We start from the raw sequence: 21,877 nt of genomic DNA, 5'->3' as shown, positions 1-21,877 counted from the left end.
CCGGATAAGGCGAAGCGGCCATCCGGCAACATCGCCGCGAAATGCCTGATGGCGCTGTGCTTATCAGGCCTACAACATAGCGCAAATAATTATCGATACACCGCGTTATGAAACGGGCTTAACGCCAGAATCACCGCCTGGTAGTAAACGCTGGAGCGCGTTAATTTTCCGGCGGTAAATACGCCAATGGCGCCCTCTTTGCGACCAATCTCGTCAATACCGGTATAGTGGGACATCACCGGGCCGAGAGCCGCGCCGGCACGCACGTTTTCAAGAATAATAGCTGGCAGGGGCAGCGTCGCGGAACGCGCCTCGCCGCGCTGTTCGACGTTTTCGATCGCCACCCAACTGAAGGTGCTGTCATCATCAATACCCGCTTCGATGGCGACCCAAAAGTCGGCTTCCGGATACAGCAAACGCGCATTCGCGATGCGATTTCGTGCGCCAGCACGCGTTTCCTCGCTTCCGAAGGGCTGCTCCGGTACGCCGCTCTCGACGGCGACGGGCGTAATATGGCACGATCCTTCGCCGAAAATCTCTTCAAATGCCTGTAGAATTGCCTGAATTTTGGCAGGATTGGTGGTCGCAGAGATAACCTGGTGCATAATTAAGCTCAGTTTTAAAAATTTATCGCAGTATAACGGAAAAAAAATATGTTACAGGTATACCTTGTTCGCCACGGTGAAACGCAGTGGAACGCCGAGCGACGTATTCAGGGCCAATCGGACAGTCCCCTGACAGCAAAAGGCGAGCAGCAGGCCATGCAGGTAGGAGAACGCGCCCGCAGTCTCGGCATCACCCATATCATCAGCAGCGATTTAGGCCGCACAAAACGCACGGCGGAGATTATCGCCCAGGCGTGCGGGTGTGATATCACCTTTGACTCCCGCCTGCGCGAGCTGGATATGGGCGTGCTGGAAAAGCGCCAGATCGATTCGCTGACGGAAGAAGAAGAGGGCTGGCGTCGTCAGTTGGTCAACGGCACGCAGGATGGCCGCATTCCCGGCGGGGAATCGATGCAGGAGTTGAGCGATCGCGTTCATGCCGCGCTGGCGTCCTGTCTGGAGCTACCGCAGGGCAGCCGACCTTTATTGGTCAGTCACGGTATCGCGTTGGGCTGTCTGGTCAGTACTATACTGGGACTACCCGCCTGGGCGGAACGCCGGTTACGTTTGCGCAACTGCTCTATTTCCCGCATCGATTACCAGGAAAGTCAGTGGCTGGCGTCTGGGTGGGTGGTAGAAACCGCAGGGGACGTTTCGCATCTGGACGCCCCTGCGTTGGATGAACTACAGCGTTAACGGCGAATCGGGATCAGAAATTCGCAGCGCAGGTTGATAGGGCGATCGCCGGTTTTGGTATCTTCTGACGGGTAGTATCGCTCTATATCCTGTCCTTTACGACGGGTCAGATTCAGCATTGGCATACAGGTGCCGTAAACGGTCAGGATAAAATCCTGCACGCCGGTTCCTAACCCTTCATAGGTGAACATGACGTATTCACCGCCCTGCAACAGCACGGGATGCGCCGACTGAACATAGCCATCGGCCTGCTCTTGCGGCAGTGCGGTGGTATAGAATACTTCCTGCTCATCGTCTTTCTCCATGCTGGGGCGCGTTTCATTAAGCCCATAAAGCACTGGCGGAATGGTTGGCGAATGACCGAGGAAATCATGCCAGAATTGCACGCGCATTTCGTGGCGGAAGTCGGAAATCTGTTCCAGCGAGCAGGAATAGCTCTGCGTGACGCCAAGGAGCGGCGTATCTTCCAGCGTAACGAACTGATGTTCCGGCACGGTAAACTCGCCCAGCCGTAATGGCGGGCGAATGCCAAAGGCGCTCCATTCCGGGGAGCGACGATACAGCGCCGGCGTCTGGGAAAACTGTTTCTTAAAGGCGCGCGTAAAGGTTTGCTGAGAATCGAAGCGGTACTGAAGAGCAATATCCAGAATTGGACGTGCGGTCAAACGCAGCGCCACCGCTGATTTCGATAAACGACGGGCGCGGATGTAAGCGCCAATGGCGTGGCCCGTCACGTCCTTAAACATTCTCTGCAGGTGCCACTTGGAATAGCCTGCTTTTGCCGCCACATTGTCAAGTGACAGCGGCTGATCCAGATGACCTTCCAGCCAGATTAACAGGTCGCGAATTATGCCAGCCTGATCCATAAAATATCCCCATCCTTTCAACAACGAGCACCCGATATCAGGTAAGAGGATAATAGCATTTTTTGTTCTTTTAGCATTCAGTGTTTTTTTTGAGCTTAAGTGCTTTTTTTAGGCAACGTGACACGTAATTATTCTAATCCTGTGATCTATAACCATTTTATTTTAGAATGTCTAATAATTACGCAATGTAACTTTTATGAATGGTAACAATATGAAATACAAGAGCTTAGTACTTTTCTCAATTTTGTTGCTGCTGGGGCAGAGCGCCCGCGCGGAACAAATTGGTTCAGTCGATACGGTATTTAAAATGTTCGGTCCTGACCATAAAATCGTGGTGGAAGCTTTTGATGATCCTGATGTCAAAAATGTGACGTGCTATGTTAGCCGGGCGAAAACGGGCGGCATAAAAGGCGGATTAGGGCTGGCGGAAGATACGTCTGACGCCGCCATCTCTTGCCAGCAGGTCGGGCCTATTGAACTGAGCGACAAAATTAAGAACGGTAAGGTGCAGGGAGAGGTGGTTTTCAAAAAACGCACCTCATTGATATTTAAGTCATTGCAGGTCGTGCGTTTCTATGATGAGAAACGCAACACGCTGGCGTATCTGGCCTACTCCGACAAAGTGGTCGACGGGTCGCCGAAGAACGCCATCAGCGCGGTGCCGGTCATGCCGTGGCGACAATAACAGGGAAAGCGTATGCAGCAACCGCAGGTCTGGTTAGTCGAGGATGAACAGGGAATCGCCGATACGCTATCTACACCCTGCAACTGGAAGGGTTTACCGTTGAGCTATTCGCTCGCGGGCTGCCCGCGCTGGAAAAAGCGCGTCAGCAACGGCCAGATGCGGTGATTCTCGATGTGGGACTACCGGATATCAGCGGCTTTGAGCTGTGTCGGCAGTTGCTGGAACGCCATCCTGCGCTGCCGATTCTTTTCCTGACAGCCCGTAGCGATGAAGTGGATCGATTGCTTGGTCTGGAGATCGGCGCAGATGATTATGTCGCCAAGCCATTCTCGCCGCGCGAAGTGAGCGCCAGCCTGGATCGCCGCAAGCCTGGTGGGCGCGTTGATGAATAGCGTTTATTTGCAGGCGGTGCTGAAAGGATGGCGCAATAGCGTGCTGTTTACGTTAGCGTTATTGGCGCTGGATGGCGTAATGTGGGGATTGCTGCGTTCGGAAGATAGCTCGTTGCTTCTGGGTACCGGCGTTCTGCTACTGGCGCTTGGCGGCGTGATGTTCCTGACGCGCCATCTGGACTGGTATTCGCTCTCTTGTCAGCAACGTAAGTCATTACCGCCAGTAAAAGATGACGAATTACGTTTGTGGAAATAAATCTAACGGGCGCGCGCGTTAACGTTTTCCCGCGCAGCGCCAGAAAATGTGATGCCGTTAGTTATAGGTCAGGTTTAATGTTGCCGTGGCATTCGCTTGCCCGGCCGTTACCGTGGCGGCGGTTTTATAGTAGCGCGCGCTAATTTTCAGGGTGGTCGACATATTCATGGTTCCGCCGCTAACCGTCTGGCTGCCATCGGCATTAGTGGTAATCGTGTGAGTAAAGAGATCAATTTTTTGATTGATTGGCAAACTGTCGGTAAAGAAACCGGCGTCCGGCGCCTGAATACCCAACTGTACGCCAACGCCGGTTGCGCTGGTTGGCGCGCTCGCATTGCTCAACTGGATGACTGAATTATCAGGGTTATTTCCGCTGGCAGGTTGGGCGCTTAACGATGCGGAAATAGCGGTGCCTTGTTCGCAGGTCAATAAGATATCCTGCTCGCCTGTGCCCGCGGTTTGACTGTTAGTGAAACTGCCTAAATTAACGCTGCCTAAATCAACGGTGATGGCAGGTGTTTCTACCCGACATCCCATCGCTTTCATAATCAATTGCGTATTCCCCAAATACAGATGGGTCAGGATATCGCCGCCGGAGTCTTCCGTTGCGCTATCGCGAAAAGATACGCGCGCCAGTGGACTTTGGAATGTCGCGGTACCGGAGGTGATCGGACCGCCTAAGGCGACCAGTTCAACATTGTAGGCGGGAGCCATCGCATGGTGTGTTTTATTGCCATCGCCATTATGGTAGGTATTATCGATTGGCATGACATTATCGTAAGGGCCAGCATTCGTTTGGGTTTTAATCGCAATGCCCACGCCGGAAATCCCGGTGCTAAATACCGGCGTGTTGTTCCCGTCATTCGCATTGATTGTCGCTGATGTATTTGACTGCGCGCTACCGGGTTCATATAAAAAACCGACCTTATAATCGCGACTACAGCCATCCATTGTGACTTCGGAGGTGGAAACCCAGCCCGATTGCCACAACACTTCGCCTGCGGTATAGGCGTGGCTATCCACCACAAGCTGCGACGGCGGGGTGATAGTGATCGCGCCTTCATTTCCGGAACGTTTACAGGAGGCGTAACTATGACCGGAACACGCGAACAGCAGAATAAGCGCCAGATATAACCTTCTCATGAAAAATTCCTGCTTTTATACCAGGTGAAATAGAAAGATGTTATTGCCATGCGATAGTGATCGTCACAACGGACGTGAAATCCCCTGCCGTGACTTTTCCATACGGGGTATACATCCTTGCGGCGACAGGCAAATTGGCTTCATGGGTATTACTGTTGATATCCACCGTGTAAGTGACGTTGTTGGCCAGATTGACCAGACTTTTGCCGTCCAGGTTAAAAAGCTGTAATCCTAAATCCTGCGCCGGATTGGCCGCGCTGTTTGCATAAATCGCAGAAGCATAATTTGGATCGGGATAAGGTACGCCATTAAATGAAATCGCGGCTTTTGTGGTCGTTGCCGGGCAATTCGTCATTTTTATGGTGAAAGGAATGGTGGCGGTATTGCCACCGGCCACAGCGATATCCGCCCGGGCATATTGTCCAAGAGAGAGCGTGTCGGGGACCGTCACGGTACACGGATCGGCATAAATTAATCCCGTAACGTTAATGTCTACGGCATCTGCGGTATTGTATGCCGCGCTGCTCGATGGCGACCATAATGCCAGACCCGTGAACGTTAACAGGGCGGCTAATGCAGCAAATCTGTTCATATTCATCTTTTATCCCACCAGAATCACTGGCATTGCTCGTGTAAGATTTCTACGCCAGAAGCGGAGGGGGAGCTCGGTATACGATAAGAGACCTGACACTGGTCTGCTGCTGTTGGCCCCCACTTCACTAATAACTGCCCTTGTTTTTCCAGCCCGGTTAACCAGGCTTGCCCCGCATCACCAACAAAACTGCTGTGATTGTCTGGTTTTGTTAAAGACGAGACGGTCGCGCCAAAAGGAACAGGCAGATTGTTTATGCGGGTTAATACCATCAATGCCTTGTAACCAATATTGGTTTTATATTCAGCCCTGACCACCGCGCCACGGGTAGGCACCAGCGTTTTACTGGTATCAATGAGCTCAATATTTTTTCTAATGCCTGTCGTATCTAAAGACACTTCATTACGATGGTAAGGCGAAGCATAAGGTACGACGGCATAACCCCGAAAATCGGTGTCCACGCCCGTTTCGTTATTCACGGGGACACCCGCTGCGCCAGGGGCTTTAACCAATATGATGGTGTCGTCCATAGGTTGTGATAATGTCAGGCCATTTCGATGTAGCAGTACGCCGCCCTGAACGCCATAATTCAGGCGACGCATATGATTATCGTAGCTATACCCGCCGTTAATATCCGCATACGTCCCGTTATAGGTTGCGCTCACATTACCGCTGGTGGCTTTATCTTGAGAGGAATAACCTTCCTGAATGCTCCATGAGAGATTTTTCTGTGCCAGCGCTGTTCCGTTTAAACCGACAGTATGCGTGGTATCGCCGTCTTTCGCGGAATTCATATTGTAGGTGGCATACGTTGACGGCATAAAGGCATCTAACGGAATACTAATATTGATGGAAATTTGCTGGTCATTACTGTCTTCCGTATCGTCGTCTTCATCCTGAGAATTATCGGCGTTCAGCGTATAAGAATAGTTAATGCCATAGCTTACGTTATGCCATGTGTTGTTATAGCCAATACCTAATGATGTGGTATGAGTGTCATTCCAGTAATCTTCATTATATAAAGTGAGTGAAATGGAACCGTAGATAATGTCTTGCGATAACGACAGGTCGGTGCGATTACGTACATGATCATAGTGACTATTATCGCTATAGGTATCCAGCACATCCTCAAGAGCGTAGTAATCTTTGGTCGAATAACGGTAGCCGGCGACAGTGAAATTGGTGCCTGTTGACTGAATATCTTTGCTGTAACGAATACGCCAGGACTGTCCGGTAAGCGTATCGCTAACCACATCGCCTGCTTTAATTTTTGACCATGAGTTGGTGACGTCTAAAGACAATGCGCCCAGATCGCCAAGGTTTAAACCTGTCCCGATGAGCGCCGCATGATAAATATCATTGCTCAGCGTACTCTCTATTCCGCCATAGGCGGTTATGCCGCCTGCTAATCCGTATAAGGCCGTCAGTTCTGCGAAATTCTGTTGTGCGGAATGCGTATCTGATGAACGTGTGCGGCCTACCGTCAGGTCGTATTTCAGGTGGCCTTCACGCTGTAATACCGGAACGCTGGCGTAGGGCACAATGAAATGCTGTTCAGAACCATCGGATCCTTTGATGGTAACGTACAGGTCGCCTGAACCGCCAGTTGGATAAAGATCATTGATGGCGAATGGACCCGCCGGAACGTTAGTTTTGTAGATGGTATAACCGTTTTGCTCAACGGTCACCTGCGCGCTGCTTTTGGCCACCCCGCGAATGACCGGGGCGAACCCTTTCATACTGTCCGGCAACATATCGTCATCAGAAGAGATCTGTACGCCCTTAAATGAAATACTGTCAAAGACGTCCGCGGGCGTGTTATTTTCCCCGGCGATCAGCTGTCCTTTTAAAAATTCGATATCGCGAGAAACATAGGTGTAGGCAGAATCCCAGCTATTTTGCCCATCGCTATCATGATTCCAGGTTGAGTAGTTACGAAAACGCCATGCGCCAATGTTAATACCTGGGCGCAGGTTAGCGTATTCGCTATTTTCCGTCCGGTTTTCATCAATATCGTGATCCTGCGATCCGGTAAAACTGTAGTTCAGCAAAAAAGCATTAATGCCTTCATCCCATTCGCTGGTAGGGACGAATTCTCGCGGGGCGGCGATCAACGCGATTTGAGGGATCGCTAAATCCAGCCGGTTACCGATGACATTGAACTTTGCTACAGCGCCAGCCAGCAGACTAAGATCGGTACACCCGTTTGGGTCATTTTTAAGCTCGGGGAAGTTTTCTGTTTTTACGCCCCACTGCTTGAGTTGTTCAACGCTAAGACACGGCTGTAGGGAGAGCTTATTATCTGCTGATTTTTTATTTTTAAAGGCAATATTTTTTGTTTCAACACTGGTATTATTAATATAAATATCAACGTTATAGGTGCCTTCTGCCTGCCCCCCCTTTTCGAAAACCGATAGATCGACATTCTCCACGCCCGGTTCATCATTTTCCAACGATAATGGATTAAAATGATCATGCGCTAACGCTGGTTTTATGGAACAGCATATAAACAGAAACGATAACGCTAATTGAGAACGGGGCTCTACTCTGGAGAATTGCACAGTAAAAGTCCTGAAAGGGTAAAAGTAAAGTGAAGTCGTTAATGGCTAGAATGAACCGGAATGCGGCTCTAAACTCATCCCATAATCGCTGATTAATCGCCACGTTACCGTGCCATGAGGGGCGGCAGTAGAACCCAATTTAAATGACGCTGATGATTTTGGCGGAACGAAGGTCGCTGATTTCACTTCATGGCTGTTAAGCGTCACACTGGCAAAGTTCATATAATAGGGAGTGGGGTTATTTACGGTAATAACATCACCTGCCGTCTGCCATTTTAATTGTTGGCTCTGGCTATCAGGCGTCGATTTTGTTAATGCTGGCGGCCGATATATAAGCTTTATTTGGGTATTAATAGAGATTTCCACGCGGTTCGCGGAGGCATTATCATCAATAGAAGGAATACCCTTAATATTGAGCCAGTACATAGATTCCCGATCTGTAGGTAGAGGGGCGCCGGAGCGAATAACCCGAATGCTGTTCTTTTGCCCGGCATCAAGGCGAAAAAGAGGCGGGGTGATAATAAACGCCTGCTTATTTGTGACCTGGGGATCGGCAACCGATAACCATGACTGAACAAGATTCGCTTTACTGTCTTTATTCTCTACATTGATTGACGACTCATCATTATTGCCGTCGAAAACCAGTCGGGTTCCGCCAACAACAATGCTGGCATGGGCAACATGGCTTGTCAGTAATACGACCAACACGGATTTCTTTATGTGTTTCATTTTTTACTCTGTACAGATGTTTTACACTATGGACTGGCGTCCTGCCTGTCCACATCAGGATGAGAATGCCTTACTGATACGAGACGGTATACGTAACCTGAGTGCTAACATCTCCACCTGTTACGGTTGCGGAACCATCGTTTGCCATGGCGGCGTAATAGGTAAAGTTTGCATTCGAGCCGTCGGTTGGCAGGTTCACTGCGGCATCATCCGCGTTATTTGTCACATCGCTATGCGAAGCGTTCTGAATAGAAATACCGACACCCGCGGCGCCCGTTTCCGATCCTTCGTCCGCGTTTTTGAAGTACGTTGGGTTGGAATCATCTGTTGCGCCGTGGAAGCGGAACATGGCCTGGGTTGGTACGCCGGTCCCTGCTTCCGGGCAGCTAACCAGGCTTACGGTAAACGGCACGTAATCGGTGGTGGCGCCTTTTTCCGCGATGCGTTCTTTGCTGTAATTACCCAAATCAATGGTGGTATCCGTGGAGCCATTAACCTGAACCGTACACGCCTGATCGTAAATTTTGCCATTGAACGTAATCGTGTTCTGGGCAAATACCGGTGTGGATGCTACGGCAGTTAACATTGCCAGGATGATAATTTTCTTATTAAACATATTAATTGTTGCCTGATTCTATTTGCTGGAAAATAAAGATAGCCATATAAAATAATATATTATATTTTACTCTGTATGCGCTTCTTTCTGTTCTGTAGATAAGCAGGCGGCTATTCTACGTATAACAACTATGAACTCAATAGAAATTCTGATGCAATATTGAACGGCAGTCCAGTTTCGGACCCGGTAACAAAGTTTAATAAAATACTACTAAAGAAGTACGATTGATGACTGGATTTATAGAACAAGATCTTTTTTTTGATAATGGTTATTATTTCTGGGGGAATTTATTTAACTCTACATGGCTTTATTTCTAATAATATACGACGCTTGTCTGTTTAAAATGAAACCGGCAGGTTTCGAAGCTCTAACAGTCTTCCATGCAGTATTTTTATATAGTCCCCCGCTTTTAGTTCTGAAAGTACCTGCATGATACGGCTGCGTGAAAGCCCGGTTCTCTGCTGTATGAAGTTCTGTGCGTTGATCTCAAATCGTGAGCTTTCAGGATACGACCACAGTTCAAGTAACAGCGCTTTTATCTGGCTATAGGCGTCCTGCCCGATAAGGTTTCTGTCACGGTTAGTCATGAAGGCAATGCGATACATCAGGATGTTCGAAATGTCACGCCAGAGATGCTTTTCATCGGCTATTTTCACAAAATCTTTTACTGGGACAGGATAATATTCACAGGTGGTTTCGGCGATAAAAAAGACGTCTGAATTCTCTTCTAACTGGTATAAGTCAGCATAGGCATCTACAAGGCCTAAAATCATTGGTGAGACACCGCTGCCCATTACAATGCTGTCGATACGCCGACATACTTTAATAGCACCTTTAGTGATTAACAGGATGTGGGATTGATTATCAATCTTGATATCCAGTGTTTTACCGGCCGTAATAGTGACAGGGGAAATGTCTTGAATAACGTGCCGATGAATATTTAAAATAGCTTCCAGGTTTTTTTCTTTCCCTGTGGGACGATACGCATTCCCGCCGTTTAATTGCTTCATATCTTCCCCATTATATGAATGATAAAGTGGTTGACTATTAAAAGGTAAACATAAATTTAATATTCACTTAAATTATAATTAAGTAGATTGAAATAGCCAACAAGAATATTTAAGTCAATGCATTCACCTTATCAATGTATGAGCGATAACGCTGTTTTTAAGGTTAACCATAGTAAATATGATGATTTTATTTGCAATCATTTTATGACAGCTATCATAGGTACAGTGCTTAACAAGCGCGTATAGCGTACAGGATAGCGAAGCGATGAACATCGCTGTTGGAGGATACGAATGAGAGAAAAGTACAAAATGCAGGCGGGCGGCGCTTTACTGAGCGAAATCGTCGCCTGCCGAAATTCCTCCCGGCGGGAGCCATAAGCGGTTAGCGGTACTGGACGATCAAACTTTGAATCTCCGGATGATCTTTTAACGACACGTGCCGTACCGTGGCGATTCCATTCATCAACGAAATAGCGTTTCCAGACGGTGTGGCGACTGTCTGCAAATGGGGGATATTATTCCGCAAACATGATACCTCGATATTGCGATCGTGAGGCGCAAGATTACAACCATATTCGACAATCTGGCCTTTGAAATGAATAACGCCTGCGGAGACCGGCGCGGTAGCAGCCAGCGCGGCTGATGAAGCTGACATCGCTGCACAAAACAGGTAGCAGCATAATGGTGATTTTTTCATCCTGTGAAACCTCACGTCCTGTGAGCATCCCCTTATTTTTTGGGGACCAACAAATCCCGTGTATTACTCTTTAATGTAAATACACAAACTACCTTAACTTTCGCAAGCTGAGATAAACAGAGCTATACGACAATTTTTATGTAAAAGAGTACGTCATAACGGCAGGTCAGGAGGGAAAGCGAAGCCGCTTAGCGGAGGGGGGCATAAGAAACAGCCAGTAAGAATAACTTACCGACTGTTTTTACGGTTTGGCGCCTGGGCCGAATTAATCCTGCAGGTCGCCGCAGAAGCGATAACCTTCGCCGTGAATGGTGGCGATGATTTCCGGCGTATCCGGCGTGGATTCGAAATGCTTACGAATACGACGAATGGTAACGTCAACAGTACGGTCATGCGGCTTCAGCTCGCGGCCGGTCATTTTCTTCAACAGCTCTGCGCGCGACTGAATTTTGCCAGGGTTTTCGCAGAAGTGAAGCATCGCGCGGAACTCGCTGCGCGGTAGTTTATACTGCTCGCCGTCCGGGCCGATCAGTGAACGACTGTTGATATCCAGTTCCCAACCGTTGAACTTGTAGCTTTCAACGCTACGACGCTCTTCGCTGACGGTACCCAGGTTCATGGTACGGGACAGCAGGTTGCGGGCACGGATGGTCAATTCGCGTGGGTTAAACGGTTTGGTGATGTAATCATCCGCGCCGATTTCGAGGCCGAGAATTTTGTCGACTTCGTTATCGCGGCCCGTCAGGAACATCAGCGCAACGTTAGCCTGTTCACGCAGTTCACGCGCTAACAGGAGACCGTTTTTCCCTGGCAGATTGATATCCATGATCACCAGGTTGATGTCATATTCAGAGAGGATCTGATGCATTTCCGCGCCATCTGTCGCTTCGAATACATCATAGCCTTCCGCTTCGAAAATACTTTTCAACGTGTTGCGTGTTACCAACTCGTCTTCAACGATAAGAATGTGCGGGGTCTGCATGTTTGCTACCTAAATTGCCAACTAAATCGAAACAGGAAGTACAAAAGTCCCTGACCTGCCTGATGCATGTCGCAAATTAACATGATCGGCGTAACATGACTAAAGTACGTAATTGCGTTCTTGATGCACTTTCCATCAACGTCAACAACATCATTAGCTTGGTCGTGGGTACTTTCCCTCTGGACCCGACAGTGTCAAAAACGGCTGTCATCCTAACCATTTTAACAGCAACATAACAGGCTAAGACGTACCGGACACCTAATAAAACTACGCTTCGTTGACATATATCAAGTTCAATTGTAGCACGTTAACAGTTTGATGAAATCATCGTAGCTAAATGCTAGCTTTCATCACAAATTTGCAATATTCCAACTAGTTACGTAAGCCAACTAATAAATGCGATGAATCCAAAGAGCAGGATCTATTTTAAATTAAATTATCCTAAATAAACAGCAGGATAACGATGTTCTGTTAACATAAACAGCAATAGTACAGATACGCAATAGTGTAGCGTCTTTTACGAAATCAAAAATGCTTTTTCAGTGATATCCGTTAAAATTTTGTAAATTTGCGAAGCGTAATATGCTTACAAACGCCAGCTAATTTCCTGTAAATTAGTCAAAAAAGAGTAATGAAATGCGTGTAACAATCGTTCTTGTCGCTCCCGCCAGAGCGGAAAATATCGGCGCAGCCGCCCGGGCTATGAAGACCATGGGATTTACTGACCTGCGTATTGTCGACAGCCAGGCACACCTGGAGCCCGCCACCCGTTGGGTCGCACATGGATCTGGAGATATTATTGATAATATTGAGGTTTTCCACACCCTTGCCGACGCACTCCACGATGTTGATTTTACCGTAGCGACGACAGCCCGCAGCCGGGCAAAATTTCATTACTACGCTTCGCCCGCTGAACTGGTTCCCTTATTACAGGAAAAATCACGCTGGATGCGTCATGCCGCGCTGGTTTTTGGCCGTGAGGATTCCGGTCTGACCAATGACGAGCTGGCGCTGGCGGATGTATTGACCGGCGTGCCGATGGCGGCGGATTACCCTTCGCTCAATCTGGGTCAGGCAGTCATGGTGTATTGCTATCAATTAGCAGGTTTAATGCAACAGACCACAGAATCCGTTGATATTGCTGATGAATCGCAGTTACAGGCGTTACGCGCGCGCCTTTTACGCCTGCTAACGACTCTGGAGGCGGCCGATGACCACAAATTAACCGACTGGCTACAACAGCGAATCGGCCTGCTGGGACAGCGAGATACGGTAATGTTGCACCGTTTGGTCCATGATATTGAAAAAAAACTAACAAAATAACGTGCTGTAATTTTTAAAATAATAAGAGATTACGTCTGGTTGCAAGAGACCGTGACAGGGGAATTGGTCGAAAATAAATATATCGCCAGCAGCACATGAACAAGTTTCGGAATGTGATCAATTTAAAAATTTATTGACTTAGGCGGGCAGATACTTTAACCAATATAGGAATACAAGACAGACAAATAAAAATGACAGAGTACACAACATCCATGAACCGCATCAGCACCACCACCATTACCACCATCACCATTACCACAGGTAACGGTGCGGGCTGACGCGTACAGGAAACACAGAAAAAAGCCCGCACCTGAACAGTGCGGGCTTTTTTTTTGACCAGAGATCACGAGGTAACAACCATGCGAGTGTTGAAGTTCGGCGGTACATCAGTGGCAAATGCAGAACGTTTTCTGCGTGTTGCCGATATTCTGGAAAGCAATGCCAGGCAAGGGCAGGTAGCGACCGTACTTTCCGCCCCCGCGAAAATTACCAACCATCTGGTGGCAATGATTGAAAAAACTATCGGCGGCCAGGATGCTTTGCCGAATATCAGTGATGCCGAACGTATTTTTTCTGACCTGCTCGCAGGACTTGCCAACGCGCAGCCGGGATTCCCGCTTGCACGGTTGAAAATGGTTGTCGAACAAGAATTCGCTCAGATCAAACATGTTTTGCATGGTATCAGCTTGCTGGGTCAGTGCCCGGACAGCATCAACGCCGCGCTGATTTGCCGTGGCGAAAAAATGTCGATCGCGATTATGGCGGGCCTCCTGGAGGCGCGTGGACATCGCGTCACGGTGATCGATCCGGTAGAAAAACTGTTGGCGGTGGGCCATTACCTTGAATCTACCGTCGATATCGCGGAATCGACTCGCCGTATCGCCGCCAGCCAGATCCCAGCTGATCACATGATCCTGATGGCGGGCTTTACCGCCGGTAATGAAAAGGGTGAACTGGTGGTGCTGGGCCGTAATGGTTCCGACTATTCCGCCGCCGTGCTGGCCGCCTGTTTACGCGCTGACTGCTGTGAAATCTGGACTGACGTCGATGGCGTGTATACCTGTGACCCGCGTCAGGTGCCGGACGCCAGGCTGCTGAAATCGATGTCCTACCAGGAAGCTATGGAACTCTCTTACTTCGGCGCCAAAGTCCTTCACCCTCGCACCATAACGCCTATCGCCCAGTTCCAGATCCCCTGTCTGATTAAAAATACCGGCAATCCGCAGGCGCCAGGAACGCTGATCGGCGCGTCCAGCGACGATGATAATCTGCCGGTTAAAGGGATCTCTAACCTTAACAACATGGCGATGTTTAGCGTCTCCGGCCCGGGAATGAAAGGGATGATTGGGATGGCGGCGCGTGTTTTCGCCGCCATGTCTCGCGCCGGGATCTCGGTGGTGCTCATTACCCAGTCCTCCTCTGAGTACAGCATCAGCTTCTGTGTGCCGCAGAGTGACTGCGCGCGTGCCCGCCGTGCGATGCAGGATGAGTTCTATCTGGAGCTGAAAGAGGGGCTGCTGGAGCCGCTGGCGGTTACTGAGCGGTTGGCGATTATCTCTGTTGTCGGCGACGGTATGCGCACGCTACGCGGCATTTCAGCGAAATTCTTCGCCGCGCTGGCGCGGGCCAATATCAATATCGTGGCGATCGCTCAGGGATCTTCTGAGCGTTCCATTTCTGTGGTGGTGAATAACGACGATGCCACCACCGGCGTGCGGGTAACGCACCAGATGCTGTTCAATACCGATCAGGTGATTGAAGTGTTTGTCATTGGCGTCGGCGGCGTCGGCGGTGCGCTACTGGAACAGCTTAAACGTCAGCAAACCTGGCTGAAGAACAAGCACATCGATCTACGCGTGTGCGGCGTGGCGAACTCAAAGGCGTTGCTAACCAATGTGCATGGCCTGAATCTGGACAACTGGCAGGCGGAACTGGCGCAAGCGAACGCGCCGTTCAATCTGGGACGCTTAATTCGCCTGGTGAAAGAATATCATCTACTCAATCCGGTGATTGTTGATTGTACCTCCAGTCAGGCGGTGGCCGACCAGTATGCCGACTTCCTGCGTGAAGGATTCCATGTGGTGACGCCAAACAAGAAAGCGAACACCTCGTCGATGGACTACTACCATCAGCTACGTTTCGCCGCCGCGCAATCACGGCGCAAATTCTTGTATGACACCAACGTCGGTGCCGGTTTGCCGGTGATCGAAAACCTGCAAAACCTGCTGAATGCGGGTGATGAACTGCAAAAATTTTCCGGCATTCTTTCCGGGTCGCTCTCTTTTATTTTCGGTAAACTGGAAGAGGGGATGAGTCTCTCACAGGCGACCGCGCTGGCGCGCGAGATGGGCTATACCGAACCCGATCCGCGCGACGATCTTTCCGGTATGGATGTGGCGCGGAAACTGTTGATCCTTGCCCGCGAGACGGGTCGCGAGCTGGAGCTTTCCGATATCGTGATTGAACCGGTGTTGCCGGACGAGTTTGACGCCTCCGGCGATGTGACCACCTTTATGGCGCATCTGCCGCAGCTTGACGATGCGTTTGCCGCCCGTGTGGCAAAAGCTCGTGATGAAGGTAAGGTATTGCGCTATGTGGGCAATATCGAAGAGGATGGCGTGTGCCGCGTGAAGATTGCCGAAGTTGATGGTAACGATCCGCTCTTCAAAGTGAAAAACGGTGAAAACGCACTGGCGTTCTACAGCCACTATTATCAGCCCTTGCCGTTGGTGCTGCGCGGCTACGGCGCAGGCAATGATGTGACGGCGGCGGGCGTGTTTGCCGATCTGTTACGGACCCTCTCATGGAAGTTAGGAGTTTAACATGGTGAAAGTGTATGCCCCGGCTTCCAGCGCGAACATGAGCGTCGGTTTCGACGTGTTGGGCGCGGCCGTCACACCCGTTGACGGCACGTTGCTGGGCGATGTGGTATCCGTTGAAGCAGCGGACCATTTCCGTCTGCATAACCTGGGGCGATTTGCCGATAAATTGCCGCCGGAGCCGCGTGAAAATATTGTTTATCAGTGCTGGGAACGTTTTTGCCAGGCATTGGGGAAATCCATCCCGGTGGCGATGACGCTGGAAAAAAATATGCCGATTGGTTCCGGGTTAGGGTCCAGCGCCTGCTCCGTCGTCGCTGCGCTGGTCGCGATGAATGAGCACTGCGGCAAACCGTTAAACGACACGCGTCTGTTGGCGCTGATGGGCGAGCTGGAAGGCCGTATCTCCGGCAGCATCCATTACGATAACGTCGCGCCGTGCTTTCTTGGCGGTATGCAGTTGATGATTGAAGAAAACGGCATTATTAGTCAGCAGGTGCCGGGCTTTGATGAGTGGCTATGGGTACTGGCTTATCCGGGCATTAAAGTTTCCACCGCAGAAGCGCGGGCTATTTTGCCCGCGCAGTATCGCCGTCAGGATTGCATTGCGCATGGACGGCATCTGGCCGGTTTTATTCACGCCTGTTACTCGCGGCAGCCGCAGCTTGCCGCCGCGCTGATGAAAGATGTTATTGCCGAACCATACCGCGCGCGTTTACTGCCGGGCTTTAGCCAGGCGCGGCAGGCGGTGTCGGAGATCGGCGCGCTGGCGAGCGGGATTTCTGGATCGGGGCCGACGCTGTTTGCGCTATGCGATAAACCGGAGACGGCACAGCGCGTCGCGGACTGGCTGAGCAAACATTATCTGCAAAATCAGGAAGGCTTCGTTCATATTTGCCGGCTGGATACGGCGGGCGCACGAGTAGTGGGATAATCAATGAAACTCTATAATCTGAAAGACCATAATGAGCAGGTCAGCTTTGCGCAGGCCGTCACGCAAGGACTGGGCAAACAGCAGGGACTTTTTTTTCCGCACGAACTGCCGGAGTTTAGCCTGACGGAAATTGATGAGATGCTCAACCAGGACTTTGTCAGCCGTAGCGCAAAGATCCTCTCGGCATTTATTGGCGATGAAATACCGCAGCACATTCTGGAAGAGCGCGTCCGCGCGGCGTTTGCGTTCCCGGCACCGGTAGCGCAGGTAGAAAGCGATGTCGGCTGCCTGGAGCTGTTCCATGGTCCGACGCTGGCCTTTAAAGACTTCGGCGGGCGTTTTATGGCGCAAATGCTGACGCATATCAGCGGCGACAAACCGGTGACGATTCTGACCGCAACGTCAGGCGATACCGGCGCGGCGGTGGCTCACGCGTTCTATGGCCTGGAAAATGTGCGGGTCGTCATTCTCTACCCGCGCGGTAAAATCAGTCCGTTGCAGGAAAAACTGTTCTGTACGCTGGGCGGCAACATTGAAACCGTGGCGATCGACGGCGATTTCGACGCTTGCCAGGCGCTGGTGAAACAGGCATTTGATGACGAAGATCTGAAAACGGCGCTGGGGCTGAATTCAGCTAATTCGATTAATATCAGCCGCCTGTTGGCGCAAATTTGCTACTACTTTGAAGCCGTGGCGCAACTGCCGCAGGAGGCGCGTAACCAACTGGTGATCTCCGTCCCCAGCGGCAACTTTGGCGATTTGACTGCAGGGCTGCTGGCGAAGTCGTTAGGCCTACCGGTGAAACGCTTTATCGCCGCTACCAACATTAACGATACGGTGCCGCGTTTTCTGCATGACGGAAAGTGGGCGCCGAAAGCGACGCAGGCGACCCTGTCGAATGCGATGGATGTCAGCCAGCCGAATAACTGGCCGCGCGTGGAGGAGCTGTTCCGCCGTAAAATCTGGCGTCTGACTGAGTTGGGCTATGCGGCGGTGGATGACACTACGACACAGCAGACGATGCGCGAGCTGAAAGCGAAAGGTTATATCTCGGAACCTCATGCGGCGGTAGCGTATCGGGCATTACGCGACCAGTTAAACCCTGGCGAGCATGGCTTGTTTCTCGGCACGGCGCATCCGGCGAAGTTTAAAGAAAGCGTGGAGTCCATTCTGGGAGAAACGCTGGCCTTGCCTGAAGCGCTCGCCGAACGCGCCGATCTGCCGCTACTTTCACATCATCTGCCTGCGGATTTTGCCGCCCTGCGTAAGCTGATGATGACCCGCCAGTAACCATTGCGCCCGGTGGCGCTGTCGCTTACCGGGCCTATGGGGTGGTGTCGATTTGTAGGCCGGATAAGGCGTAGCCGCCATCCGGCGATGCCGTTACTGCTCGTAGCGTTTAAAGACCAGCTCGTCTTGTGTGGAGGTTTCTTCATCAAAGAAATACCCTTCACGGTCAAACGCGGTAAGCTGTTCCGGCTTCGTTAAGCGGTTTTCAATAATAAAACGGCTCATCAGTCCGCGCGCTTTTTTGGCGTAGAAGCTTACCACCTTAAACTTGCCGTTTTTCTCATCAAGGAACACGGGCTTAATCAGTTCGGCATTCAGTTTCTTCGGCTTAACCGATTTAAAATATTCCTCGGAGGCCAGATTCACCACCACCCGATCGCCCTGCGCCTCAAGCGCTTCGTTGAGCTTATCGGTAATGATATCGCCCCAGAATTGATAAAGATCTTTGCCGCGCGGATTCTCCAGGCGAATCCCCATCTCCAGACGATAAGGCTGCATTAAATCCAGCGGGCGCAATACGCCATACAAGCCAGAGAGCATACGCAGATGTTGTTGAGCAAAATCAAAATCCGCGTCGTTGAACGTTTCCGCCTGTAGACCGGTATAAACATCGCCTTTGAACGCCAGAATCGCCTGGCGTGCATTATCCGGCGTAAAATGAGGCTGCCAGTCATGAAAACGCGTGGCGTTGAGATCCGCCAGTTTGTCGCTAATTCCCATCAGCCTGGAAATTTGCGGCGCCGAAAGCTGGCGGGCCTGTTGAATAAGCTGCTGGCTGTGATCCAATAGCTCCGGCTGGGTATAGCGGGTCGTGGCCAGCGGGCTTTGATAATCAAGCGTTTTTGCAGGTGAAATCAGAATCAGCATATCCAGTCCTTGCAGGGAATTTTCTGCGACTTTAGCAAAAAAACGCCGCAGAGTTGACCGATGGTTGCGATTGTCGGCTTAATCGCGCGATGCCGCATCCCAGGTATCTGGCGCCAGTTGTGGTTCGATATCCGGGAAGCGCCGCGGATCGAACTGCGGTCTTACGCCCAGTTTCCGTTGTCGCAGATAATCGCTGGCGAGGGTATACACCACCGGTGAGAGCAACAAAATCGCCGTCAGATTGGTAATGGCCATACAGGCCATGATCATGTCTGCGAGCTGCCATATCAGCGGAAAACTGATAAGCGTACCGGCAATAACCATGCCAAGCGTCGCAAGGCGTAATAGCCAGATGGCCTTTGCGTTATGTAACCGCAGAAAAAACAGATTGTTCTCGGCGTAAATATAGTTGGCGACGATAGAACTGAACGCGAACAGAATGACGATAAGCGCGACAAAACTGGCGCCCCATTCACCGGTCAACGAAACCATTGCATGTTGGAGAAGCTGAATGCCTTCTGTTGACGAATGGGACGTGTGATTCCCCGCCAGCAGGATAATCATCGCGCTGGCGGTACAGATGATAATGGTGTCGCTGAATACGCCAATCATTTGCACAATCCCCTGCGCGACAGGGTGAGGGGGATACGACGTTGCCGCTGCGGCCGCATTAGGCGTTGACCCCATTCCCGCTTCATTAGAGAACATCCCACGCTGAAAACCGCTGGTAATAGCCTGAGTGAGCGTATACCCGGCTGCGCCTGCCGCGGCTTCCTGCCAGCCAAATGCGCTTTTGACTATCGAGGCGATAACGCCAGGCATTTGCTCAATATGCCAGAGGCAAATGAACACGCTGCCGGCGACCCACAATAACGCGATGATGGGAATCAGCCATTGCATCAGGCGGGCGACACCTTTTATGCCGCGAATGATAATTAACAGGGCACAGAACGCCAGAGCAATGCCGGAGATAAGCGGCGGAATGTTGAAGGCGAAATGGAGCGCGCGTGAGACGGCATTCGCCTGCACGCTATTAAAAATCAACCCGTAGGCGACGAGCAGAAAGAGGGCGAAAACCACGCCCATCCAGCGCATTCCCAGCCCGCGCGCCATATACCACGCCGGGCCGCCGCGGAACTGGCCTGTCGGGTCACGTTCTTTATAAAGCTGGGCAAGCGAACACTCGGCGAAGGAGGTCGCCATACCAATGATGGCCGAGACCCACATCCAGAATACCGCGCCGGGACCGCCTGCGGCGATAGCCAGCGCCACGCCGGCCAGATTACCGCTGCCAATCCGCGCCGCGAGGCTGGTACACAGTGCCTGAAATGACGTCAGGCCGCCTGGCTGCGGGCTAAAGCTGCCTTTCAGACTGCGGCCAAATTGGCGAATATAACGAAACTGAATGAATCCGGTACGCCAGGTAAACCAACATCCTGCGCCGAGCAGCAGGTAAATCATTACCGAGCCCCAGAGTATTTCGTTAATAAAACTGAAAAACTCAGGCATTAACGTCCCTCTTGTTGATGCCGGCACGCTTTGATGATCCTGTATAAGCGTGACCCATGATGTAGATGACCTTGTCAGGCTAATATTGACGGCAGTTTACCATAAATACGGCGGCATCCTTTAATTGCGCATCAACCATTGGCAGATACGCAAACAATCCACAAGGGCAGCCAGGTGCATGTAGGCGGTTGCGCTGTGAGTGCGTCGTGTTATCATCAGGGTAGACCGGTTACATCCCCTAACAAGCTGTTTAAAGAGAAACTCTATCATGACGGACAAATTGACCTCCCTTCGTCAGTTCACCACCGTAGTGGCTGATACCGGAGATATCGCGGCAATGAAGCTGTACCAGCCGCAGGATGCTACAACTAACCCTTCTCTCATTCTTAACGCAGCGCAAATCCCGGAATATCGTAAGCTGATTGACGATGCTGTCGCCTGGGCGAAGCAGCAGAGCAGCGACCGCGCGCAGCAGGTTGTTGACGCGACCGATAAGCTGGCGGTGAATATTGGCCTGGAAATCCTGAAGCTGGTGCCGGGGCGTATTTCTACCGAAGTTGACGCGCGTCTGTCTTATGACACTGGAGCGTCTATCGCCAAAGCAAAACGTATCATTAAACTCTACAATGATGCGGGTATCAGCAACGATCGTATCCTGATCAAGCTGGCGTCCACCTGGCAGGGCATTCGCGCAGCCGAACAGCTCGAAAAAGAAGGCATCAACTGTAACCTGACGCTGCTGTTCTCCTTCGCGCAGGCGCGTGCGTGCGCCGAAGCGGGCGTCTACCTGATCTCGCCGTTCGTAGGTCGTATTCTTGACTGGTATAAAGCCAATACCGACAAGAAAGACTATGCGCCAGCTGAAGATCCGGGCGTGGTTTCCGTAACGGAAATCTACGAGTACTACAAACAGCATGGTTACGAAACCGTCGTTATGGGCGCAAGCTTCCGTAACGTAGGCGAAATTCTGGAGCTGGCGGGCTGCGACCGTCTGACTATCGCGCCGGCATTGCTGAAAGAACTGGCGGAAAGCGAAGGGGCGATTGAGCGTAAGCTCTCTTTCTCCGGCGAAGTCAAAGCGCGTCCGGAACGCATTACCGAAGCCGAGTTCCTGTGGCAGCATCACCAGGACCCCATGGCGGTGGACAAACTGGCGGACGGTATCCGTAAGTTTGCGGTAGACCAGGAAAAACTGGAAAAAATGATCGGCGATCTGCTGTAATCATTAACGCGTGGCCCTGATATGGGTCACGCTACCTCTTCTGAAACCTGTCTGTCCTTCCCTTCGCAGTGTATCATTCTGTT

General features: G+C 50.9%; 21 protein-coding genes, 2 pseudogenes and 1 other annotated feature. Of the genes and pseudogenes, 11 read left to right on the top strand and 12 right to left on the bottom strand.

What is annotated here, in order from left to right; genetic code table 11:
• Nucleotides 1-89: 89 nt before the first annotated feature.
• Entirely contained in the window at nucleotides 90-605 is a 516-nt protein-coding gene (yjjX, locus tag ACLD11_RS05625; RefSeq protein WP_411014648.1) for an inosine/xanthosine triphosphatase, read from the bottom strand.
• 48 nt (nucleotides 606-653) lie between these two features.
• Between yjjX and gpmB the strand changes: the two genes are divergently transcribed.
• The gene (gene gpmB / locus ACLD11_RS05620; RefSeq protein WP_000942363.1) at nucleotides 654-1,301 is read left to right on the top strand and encodes a 2,3-diphosphoglycerate-dependent phosphoglycerate mutase GpmB; all 648 of its coding nucleotides are present in this window, start codon (nucleotides 654-656) and stop codon (nucleotides 1,299-1,301) included.
• On the opposite strand, the gene robA is transcribed toward gpmB, so the two are convergent.
• Nucleotides 1,298-2,167: an MDR efflux pump AcrAB transcriptional activator RobA gene (gene robA / locus ACLD11_RS05615; protein WP_000371679.1), complete on the bottom strand. Its 870-nt coding sequence runs from the start codon at nucleotides 2,165-2,167 to the stop codon at nucleotides 1,298-1,300. The two genes, gpmB and robA, sit on opposite strands and share 4 nt — an antisense overlap.
• A gap of 211 nt (nucleotides 2,168-2,378) precedes the next feature.
• Here robA and creA point away from each other — a divergent pair, with 211 nt between their 5' ends.
• The 3 genes and pseudogenes from creA to ACLD11_RS05600 form a co-directional block, all read left to right on the top strand.
• On the top strand, nucleotides 2,379-2,852 hold the full coding sequence (gene creA / locus ACLD11_RS05610; RefSeq protein ID WP_183059824.1) for a protein CreA: 474 nt from the start codon (nucleotides 2,379-2,381) through the stop codon (nucleotides 2,850-2,852).
• A 12-nt stretch (nucleotides 2,853-2,864) separates the two neighbouring features.
• A pseudogene (locus tag ACLD11_RS05605) lies at nucleotides 2,865-3,202 on the top strand (response regulator); the annotation flags it as partial.
• Nucleotides 3,201-3,500: pseudogene (locus tag ACLD11_RS05600) on the top strand (inner membrane CreD family protein); the annotation flags it as partial. The pseudogenes ACLD11_RS05605 and ACLD11_RS05600, both read left to right, overlap by 2 nt.
• A 57-nt stretch (nucleotides 3,501-3,557) precedes the next feature.
• Here ACLD11_RS05600 and sthE read toward each other — a convergent pair.
• The 8 genes from sthE to arcA form a co-directional block, all read right to left on the bottom strand.
• Nucleotides 3,558-4,643, bottom strand: coding sequence for a fimbrial major subunit SthE (gene sthE, locus ACLD11_RS05595; protein WP_411014647.1), 1,086 nt, complete (start codon nucleotides 4,641-4,643; stop codon nucleotides 3,558-3,560).
• 40 nt (nucleotides 4,644-4,683) lie between these two features.
• Complete coding sequence (locus ACLD11_RS05590; RefSeq protein WP_080205609.1) at nucleotides 4,684-5,241, bottom strand: fimbrial protein; 558 nt, start codon at nucleotides 5,239-5,241, stop codon at nucleotides 4,684-4,686.
• A gap of 17 nt (nucleotides 5,242-5,258) precedes the next feature.
• A complete protein-coding gene (locus ACLD11_RS05585) occupies nucleotides 5,259-7,796 on the bottom strand; it encodes a fimbrial outer membrane usher protein (protein WP_411014646.1) in 2,538 nt (845 codons plus the stop codon).
• Nucleotides 7,797-7,841: 45 nt separating this feature from the next.
• A complete protein-coding gene (gene sthA / locus ACLD11_RS05580) occupies nucleotides 7,842-8,525 on the bottom strand; it encodes a fimbrial biogenesis chaperone SthA (protein ID WP_000680525.1) in 684 nt (227 codons plus the stop codon).
• Between the two features lie 70 nt (nucleotides 8,526-8,595).
• On the bottom strand, nucleotides 8,596-9,141 hold the full coding sequence (locus ACLD11_RS05575; RefSeq protein WP_183059821.1) for a fimbrial protein: 546 nt from the start codon (nucleotides 9,139-9,141) through the stop codon (nucleotides 8,596-8,598).
• Nucleotides 9,142-9,479: 338 nt separating this feature from the next.
• Nucleotides 9,480-10,151 (bottom strand): winged helix-turn-helix transcriptional regulator, encoded by a 672-nt coding sequence (locus tag ACLD11_RS05570; RefSeq protein WP_080198011.1) that lies wholly within the window; start codon nucleotides 10,149-10,151, stop codon nucleotides 9,480-9,482.
• Nucleotides 10,152-10,533: 382 nt separating this feature from the next.
• Nucleotides 10,534-10,848, bottom strand: a complete 315-nt coding sequence (locus ACLD11_RS05565) for a hypothetical protein (protein ID WP_000749515.1) — start codon at nucleotides 10,846-10,848, stop codon at nucleotides 10,534-10,536.
• Nucleotides 10,849-11,113: 265 nt separating this feature from the next.
• Nucleotides 11,114-11,830, bottom strand: a complete 717-nt coding sequence (gene arcA / locus ACLD11_RS05560) for a two-component system response regulator ArcA (protein WP_001194359.1) — start codon at nucleotides 11,828-11,830, stop codon at nucleotides 11,114-11,116.
• 95 nt (nucleotides 11,831-11,925) lie between these two features.
• Here arcA and yjjY point away from each other — a divergent pair, with 95 nt between their 5' ends.
• The 6 genes from yjjY (at nucleotide 11,926) to thrC (ending at nucleotide 18,196) form a co-directional block, all read left to right on the top strand.
• Nucleotides 11,926-12,066 carry a protein YjjY gene (gene yjjY / locus ACLD11_RS05555; protein ID WP_001541509.1) on the top strand — a complete coding sequence of 47 codons (141 nt, stop codon included), beginning with the start codon at nucleotides 11,926-11,928 and terminating at the stop codon, nucleotides 12,064-12,066.
• Between the two features lie 400 nt (nucleotides 12,067-12,466).
• On the top strand, nucleotides 12,467-13,153 hold the full coding sequence (locus tag ACLD11_RS05550) for a tRNA/rRNA methyltransferase (protein ID WP_001266769.1): 687 nt from the start codon (nucleotides 12,467-12,469) through the stop codon (nucleotides 13,151-13,153).
• Nucleotides 13,154-13,365: 212 nt separating this feature from the next.
• Complete coding sequence (gene thrL, locus ACLD11_RS05545; RefSeq protein ID WP_001575544.1) at nucleotides 13,366-13,431, top strand: thr operon leader peptide; 66 nt, start codon at nucleotides 13,366-13,368, stop codon at nucleotides 13,429-13,431.
• Nucleotides 13,367-13,487: a sequence feature (Thr leader region), on the top strand. (Overlaps the previous gene by 65 nt.)
• 25 nt (nucleotides 13,488-13,512) lie before the next feature.
• On the top strand, nucleotides 13,513-15,975 hold the full coding sequence (gene thrA / locus ACLD11_RS05540; RefSeq protein WP_411014645.1) for a bifunctional aspartate kinase/homoserine dehydrogenase I: 2,463 nt from the start codon (nucleotides 13,513-13,515) through the stop codon (nucleotides 15,973-15,975).
• Nucleotide 15,976: 1 nt separating this feature from the next.
• Complete coding sequence (gene thrB / locus ACLD11_RS05535) at nucleotides 15,977-16,906, top strand: homoserine kinase (RefSeq protein WP_183059819.1); 930 nt, start codon at nucleotides 15,977-15,979, stop codon at nucleotides 16,904-16,906.
• Nucleotides 16,907-16,909: 3 nt separating this feature from the next.
• On the top strand, nucleotides 16,910-18,196 hold the full coding sequence (thrC, locus tag ACLD11_RS05530; protein ID WP_411014644.1) for a threonine synthase: 1,287 nt from the start codon (nucleotides 16,910-16,912) through the stop codon (nucleotides 18,194-18,196).
• 93 nt (nucleotides 18,197-18,289) lie between these two features.
• On the opposite strand, the gene yaaA is transcribed toward thrC, so the two are convergent.
• Nucleotides 18,290-19,063 (bottom strand): peroxide stress protein YaaA, encoded by a 774-nt coding sequence (gene yaaA, locus ACLD11_RS05525; protein WP_000906175.1) that lies wholly within the window; start codon nucleotides 19,061-19,063, stop codon nucleotides 18,290-18,292.
• Nucleotides 19,064-19,141: 78 nt separating this feature from the next.
• Nucleotides 19,142-20,572 carry an alanine/glycine:cation symporter family protein gene (locus ACLD11_RS05520; protein WP_411014643.1) on the bottom strand — a complete coding sequence of 477 codons (1,431 nt, stop codon included), beginning with the start codon at nucleotides 20,570-20,572 and terminating at the stop codon, nucleotides 19,142-19,144.
• Between the two features lie 268 nt (nucleotides 20,573-20,840).
• Here ACLD11_RS05520 and tal point away from each other — a divergent pair, with 268 nt between their 5' ends.
• On the top strand, nucleotides 20,841-21,794 hold the full coding sequence (tal, locus tag ACLD11_RS05515) for a transaldolase (protein WP_183059816.1): 954 nt from the start codon (nucleotides 20,841-20,843) through the stop codon (nucleotides 21,792-21,794).
• Nucleotides 21,795-21,877 lie beyond the last annotated feature (83 nt).

Source organism: Salmonella sp. 741265116_PST, from assembly GCF_046567715.1.
GTDB classification, from domain to species: Bacteria; Pseudomonadota; Gammaproteobacteria; order Enterobacterales; family Enterobacteriaceae; genus Salmonella; species Salmonella enterica.
The sequence above is the reverse complement of the archived record's forward strand: the minus strand, read 5'-3'. Positions and strand labels throughout refer to the sequence as shown.

What these genes read in the sequence shown, in the direction of transcription:
- yjjY (WP_001541509.1), top strand. Translation starts at nt 11,926, where the DNA reads ATGACTAAAGTACGTAATTGCGTTCTTGATGCACTTTCCATCAACGTC.
- arcA (WP_001194359.1), bottom strand. Translation starts at nt 11,830, where the DNA reads ATGCAGACCCCGCACATTCTTATCGTTGAAGACGAGTTGGTAACACGC.
- ACLD11_RS05520 (WP_411014643.1), bottom strand. Translation starts at nt 20,572, where the DNA reads ATGCCTGAGTTTTTCAGTTTTATTAACGAAATACTCTGGGGCTCGGTA.
- thrA (WP_411014645.1), top strand. Translation starts at nt 13,513, where the DNA reads ATGCGAGTGTTGAAGTTCGGCGGTACATCAGTGGCAAATGCAGAACGT.
- ACLD11_RS05590 (WP_080205609.1), bottom strand. Translation starts at nt 5,241, where the DNA reads ATGAATATGAACAGATTTGCTGCATTAGCCGCCCTGTTAACGTTCACG.
- yjjX (WP_411014648.1), bottom strand. Translation starts at nt 605, where the DNA reads ATGCACCAGGTTATCTCTGCGACCACCAATCCTGCCAAAATTCAGGCA.
- thrC (WP_411014644.1), top strand. Translation starts at nt 16,910, where the DNA reads ATGAAACTCTATAATCTGAAAGACCATAATGAGCAGGTCAGCTTTGCG.
- tal (WP_183059816.1), top strand. Translation starts at nt 20,841, where the DNA reads ATGACGGACAAATTGACCTCCCTTCGTCAGTTCACCACCGTAGTGGCT.
- yaaA (WP_000906175.1), bottom strand. Translation starts at nt 19,063, where the DNA reads ATGCTGATTCTGATTTCACCTGCAAAAACGCTTGATTATCAAAGCCCG.
- creA (WP_183059824.1), top strand. Translation starts at nt 2,379, where the DNA reads ATGAAATACAAGAGCTTAGTACTTTTCTCAATTTTGTTGCTGCTGGGG.
- sthE (WP_411014647.1), bottom strand. Translation starts at nt 4,643, where the DNA reads ATGAGAAGGTTATATCTGGCGCTTATTCTGCTGTTCGCGTGTTCCGGT.
- gpmB (WP_000942363.1), top strand. Translation starts at nt 654, where the DNA reads ATGTTACAGGTATACCTTGTTCGCCACGGTGAAACGCAGTGGAACGCC.
- ACLD11_RS05565 (WP_000749515.1), bottom strand. Translation starts at nt 10,848, where the DNA reads ATGAAAAAATCACCATTATGCTGCTACCTGTTTTGTGCAGCGATGTCA.
- ACLD11_RS05570 (WP_080198011.1), bottom strand. Translation starts at nt 10,151, where the DNA reads ATGAAGCAATTAAACGGCGGGAATGCGTATCGTCCCACAGGGAAAGAA.
- thrB (WP_183059819.1), top strand. Translation starts at nt 15,977, where the DNA reads ATGGTGAAAGTGTATGCCCCGGCTTCCAGCGCGAACATGAGCGTCGGT.
- ACLD11_RS05575 (WP_183059821.1), bottom strand. Translation starts at nt 9,141, where the DNA reads ATGTTTAATAAGAAAATTATCATCCTGGCAATGTTAACTGCCGTAGCA.
- robA (WP_000371679.1), bottom strand. Translation starts at nt 2,167, where the DNA reads ATGGATCAGGCTGGCATAATTCGCGACCTGTTAATCTGGCTGGAAGGT.
- ACLD11_RS05550 (WP_001266769.1), top strand. Translation starts at nt 12,467, where the DNA reads ATGCGTGTAACAATCGTTCTTGTCGCTCCCGCCAGAGCGGAAAATATC.
- sthA (WP_000680525.1), bottom strand. Translation starts at nt 8,525, where the DNA reads ATGAAACACATAAAGAAATCCGTGTTGGTCGTATTACTGACAAGCCAT.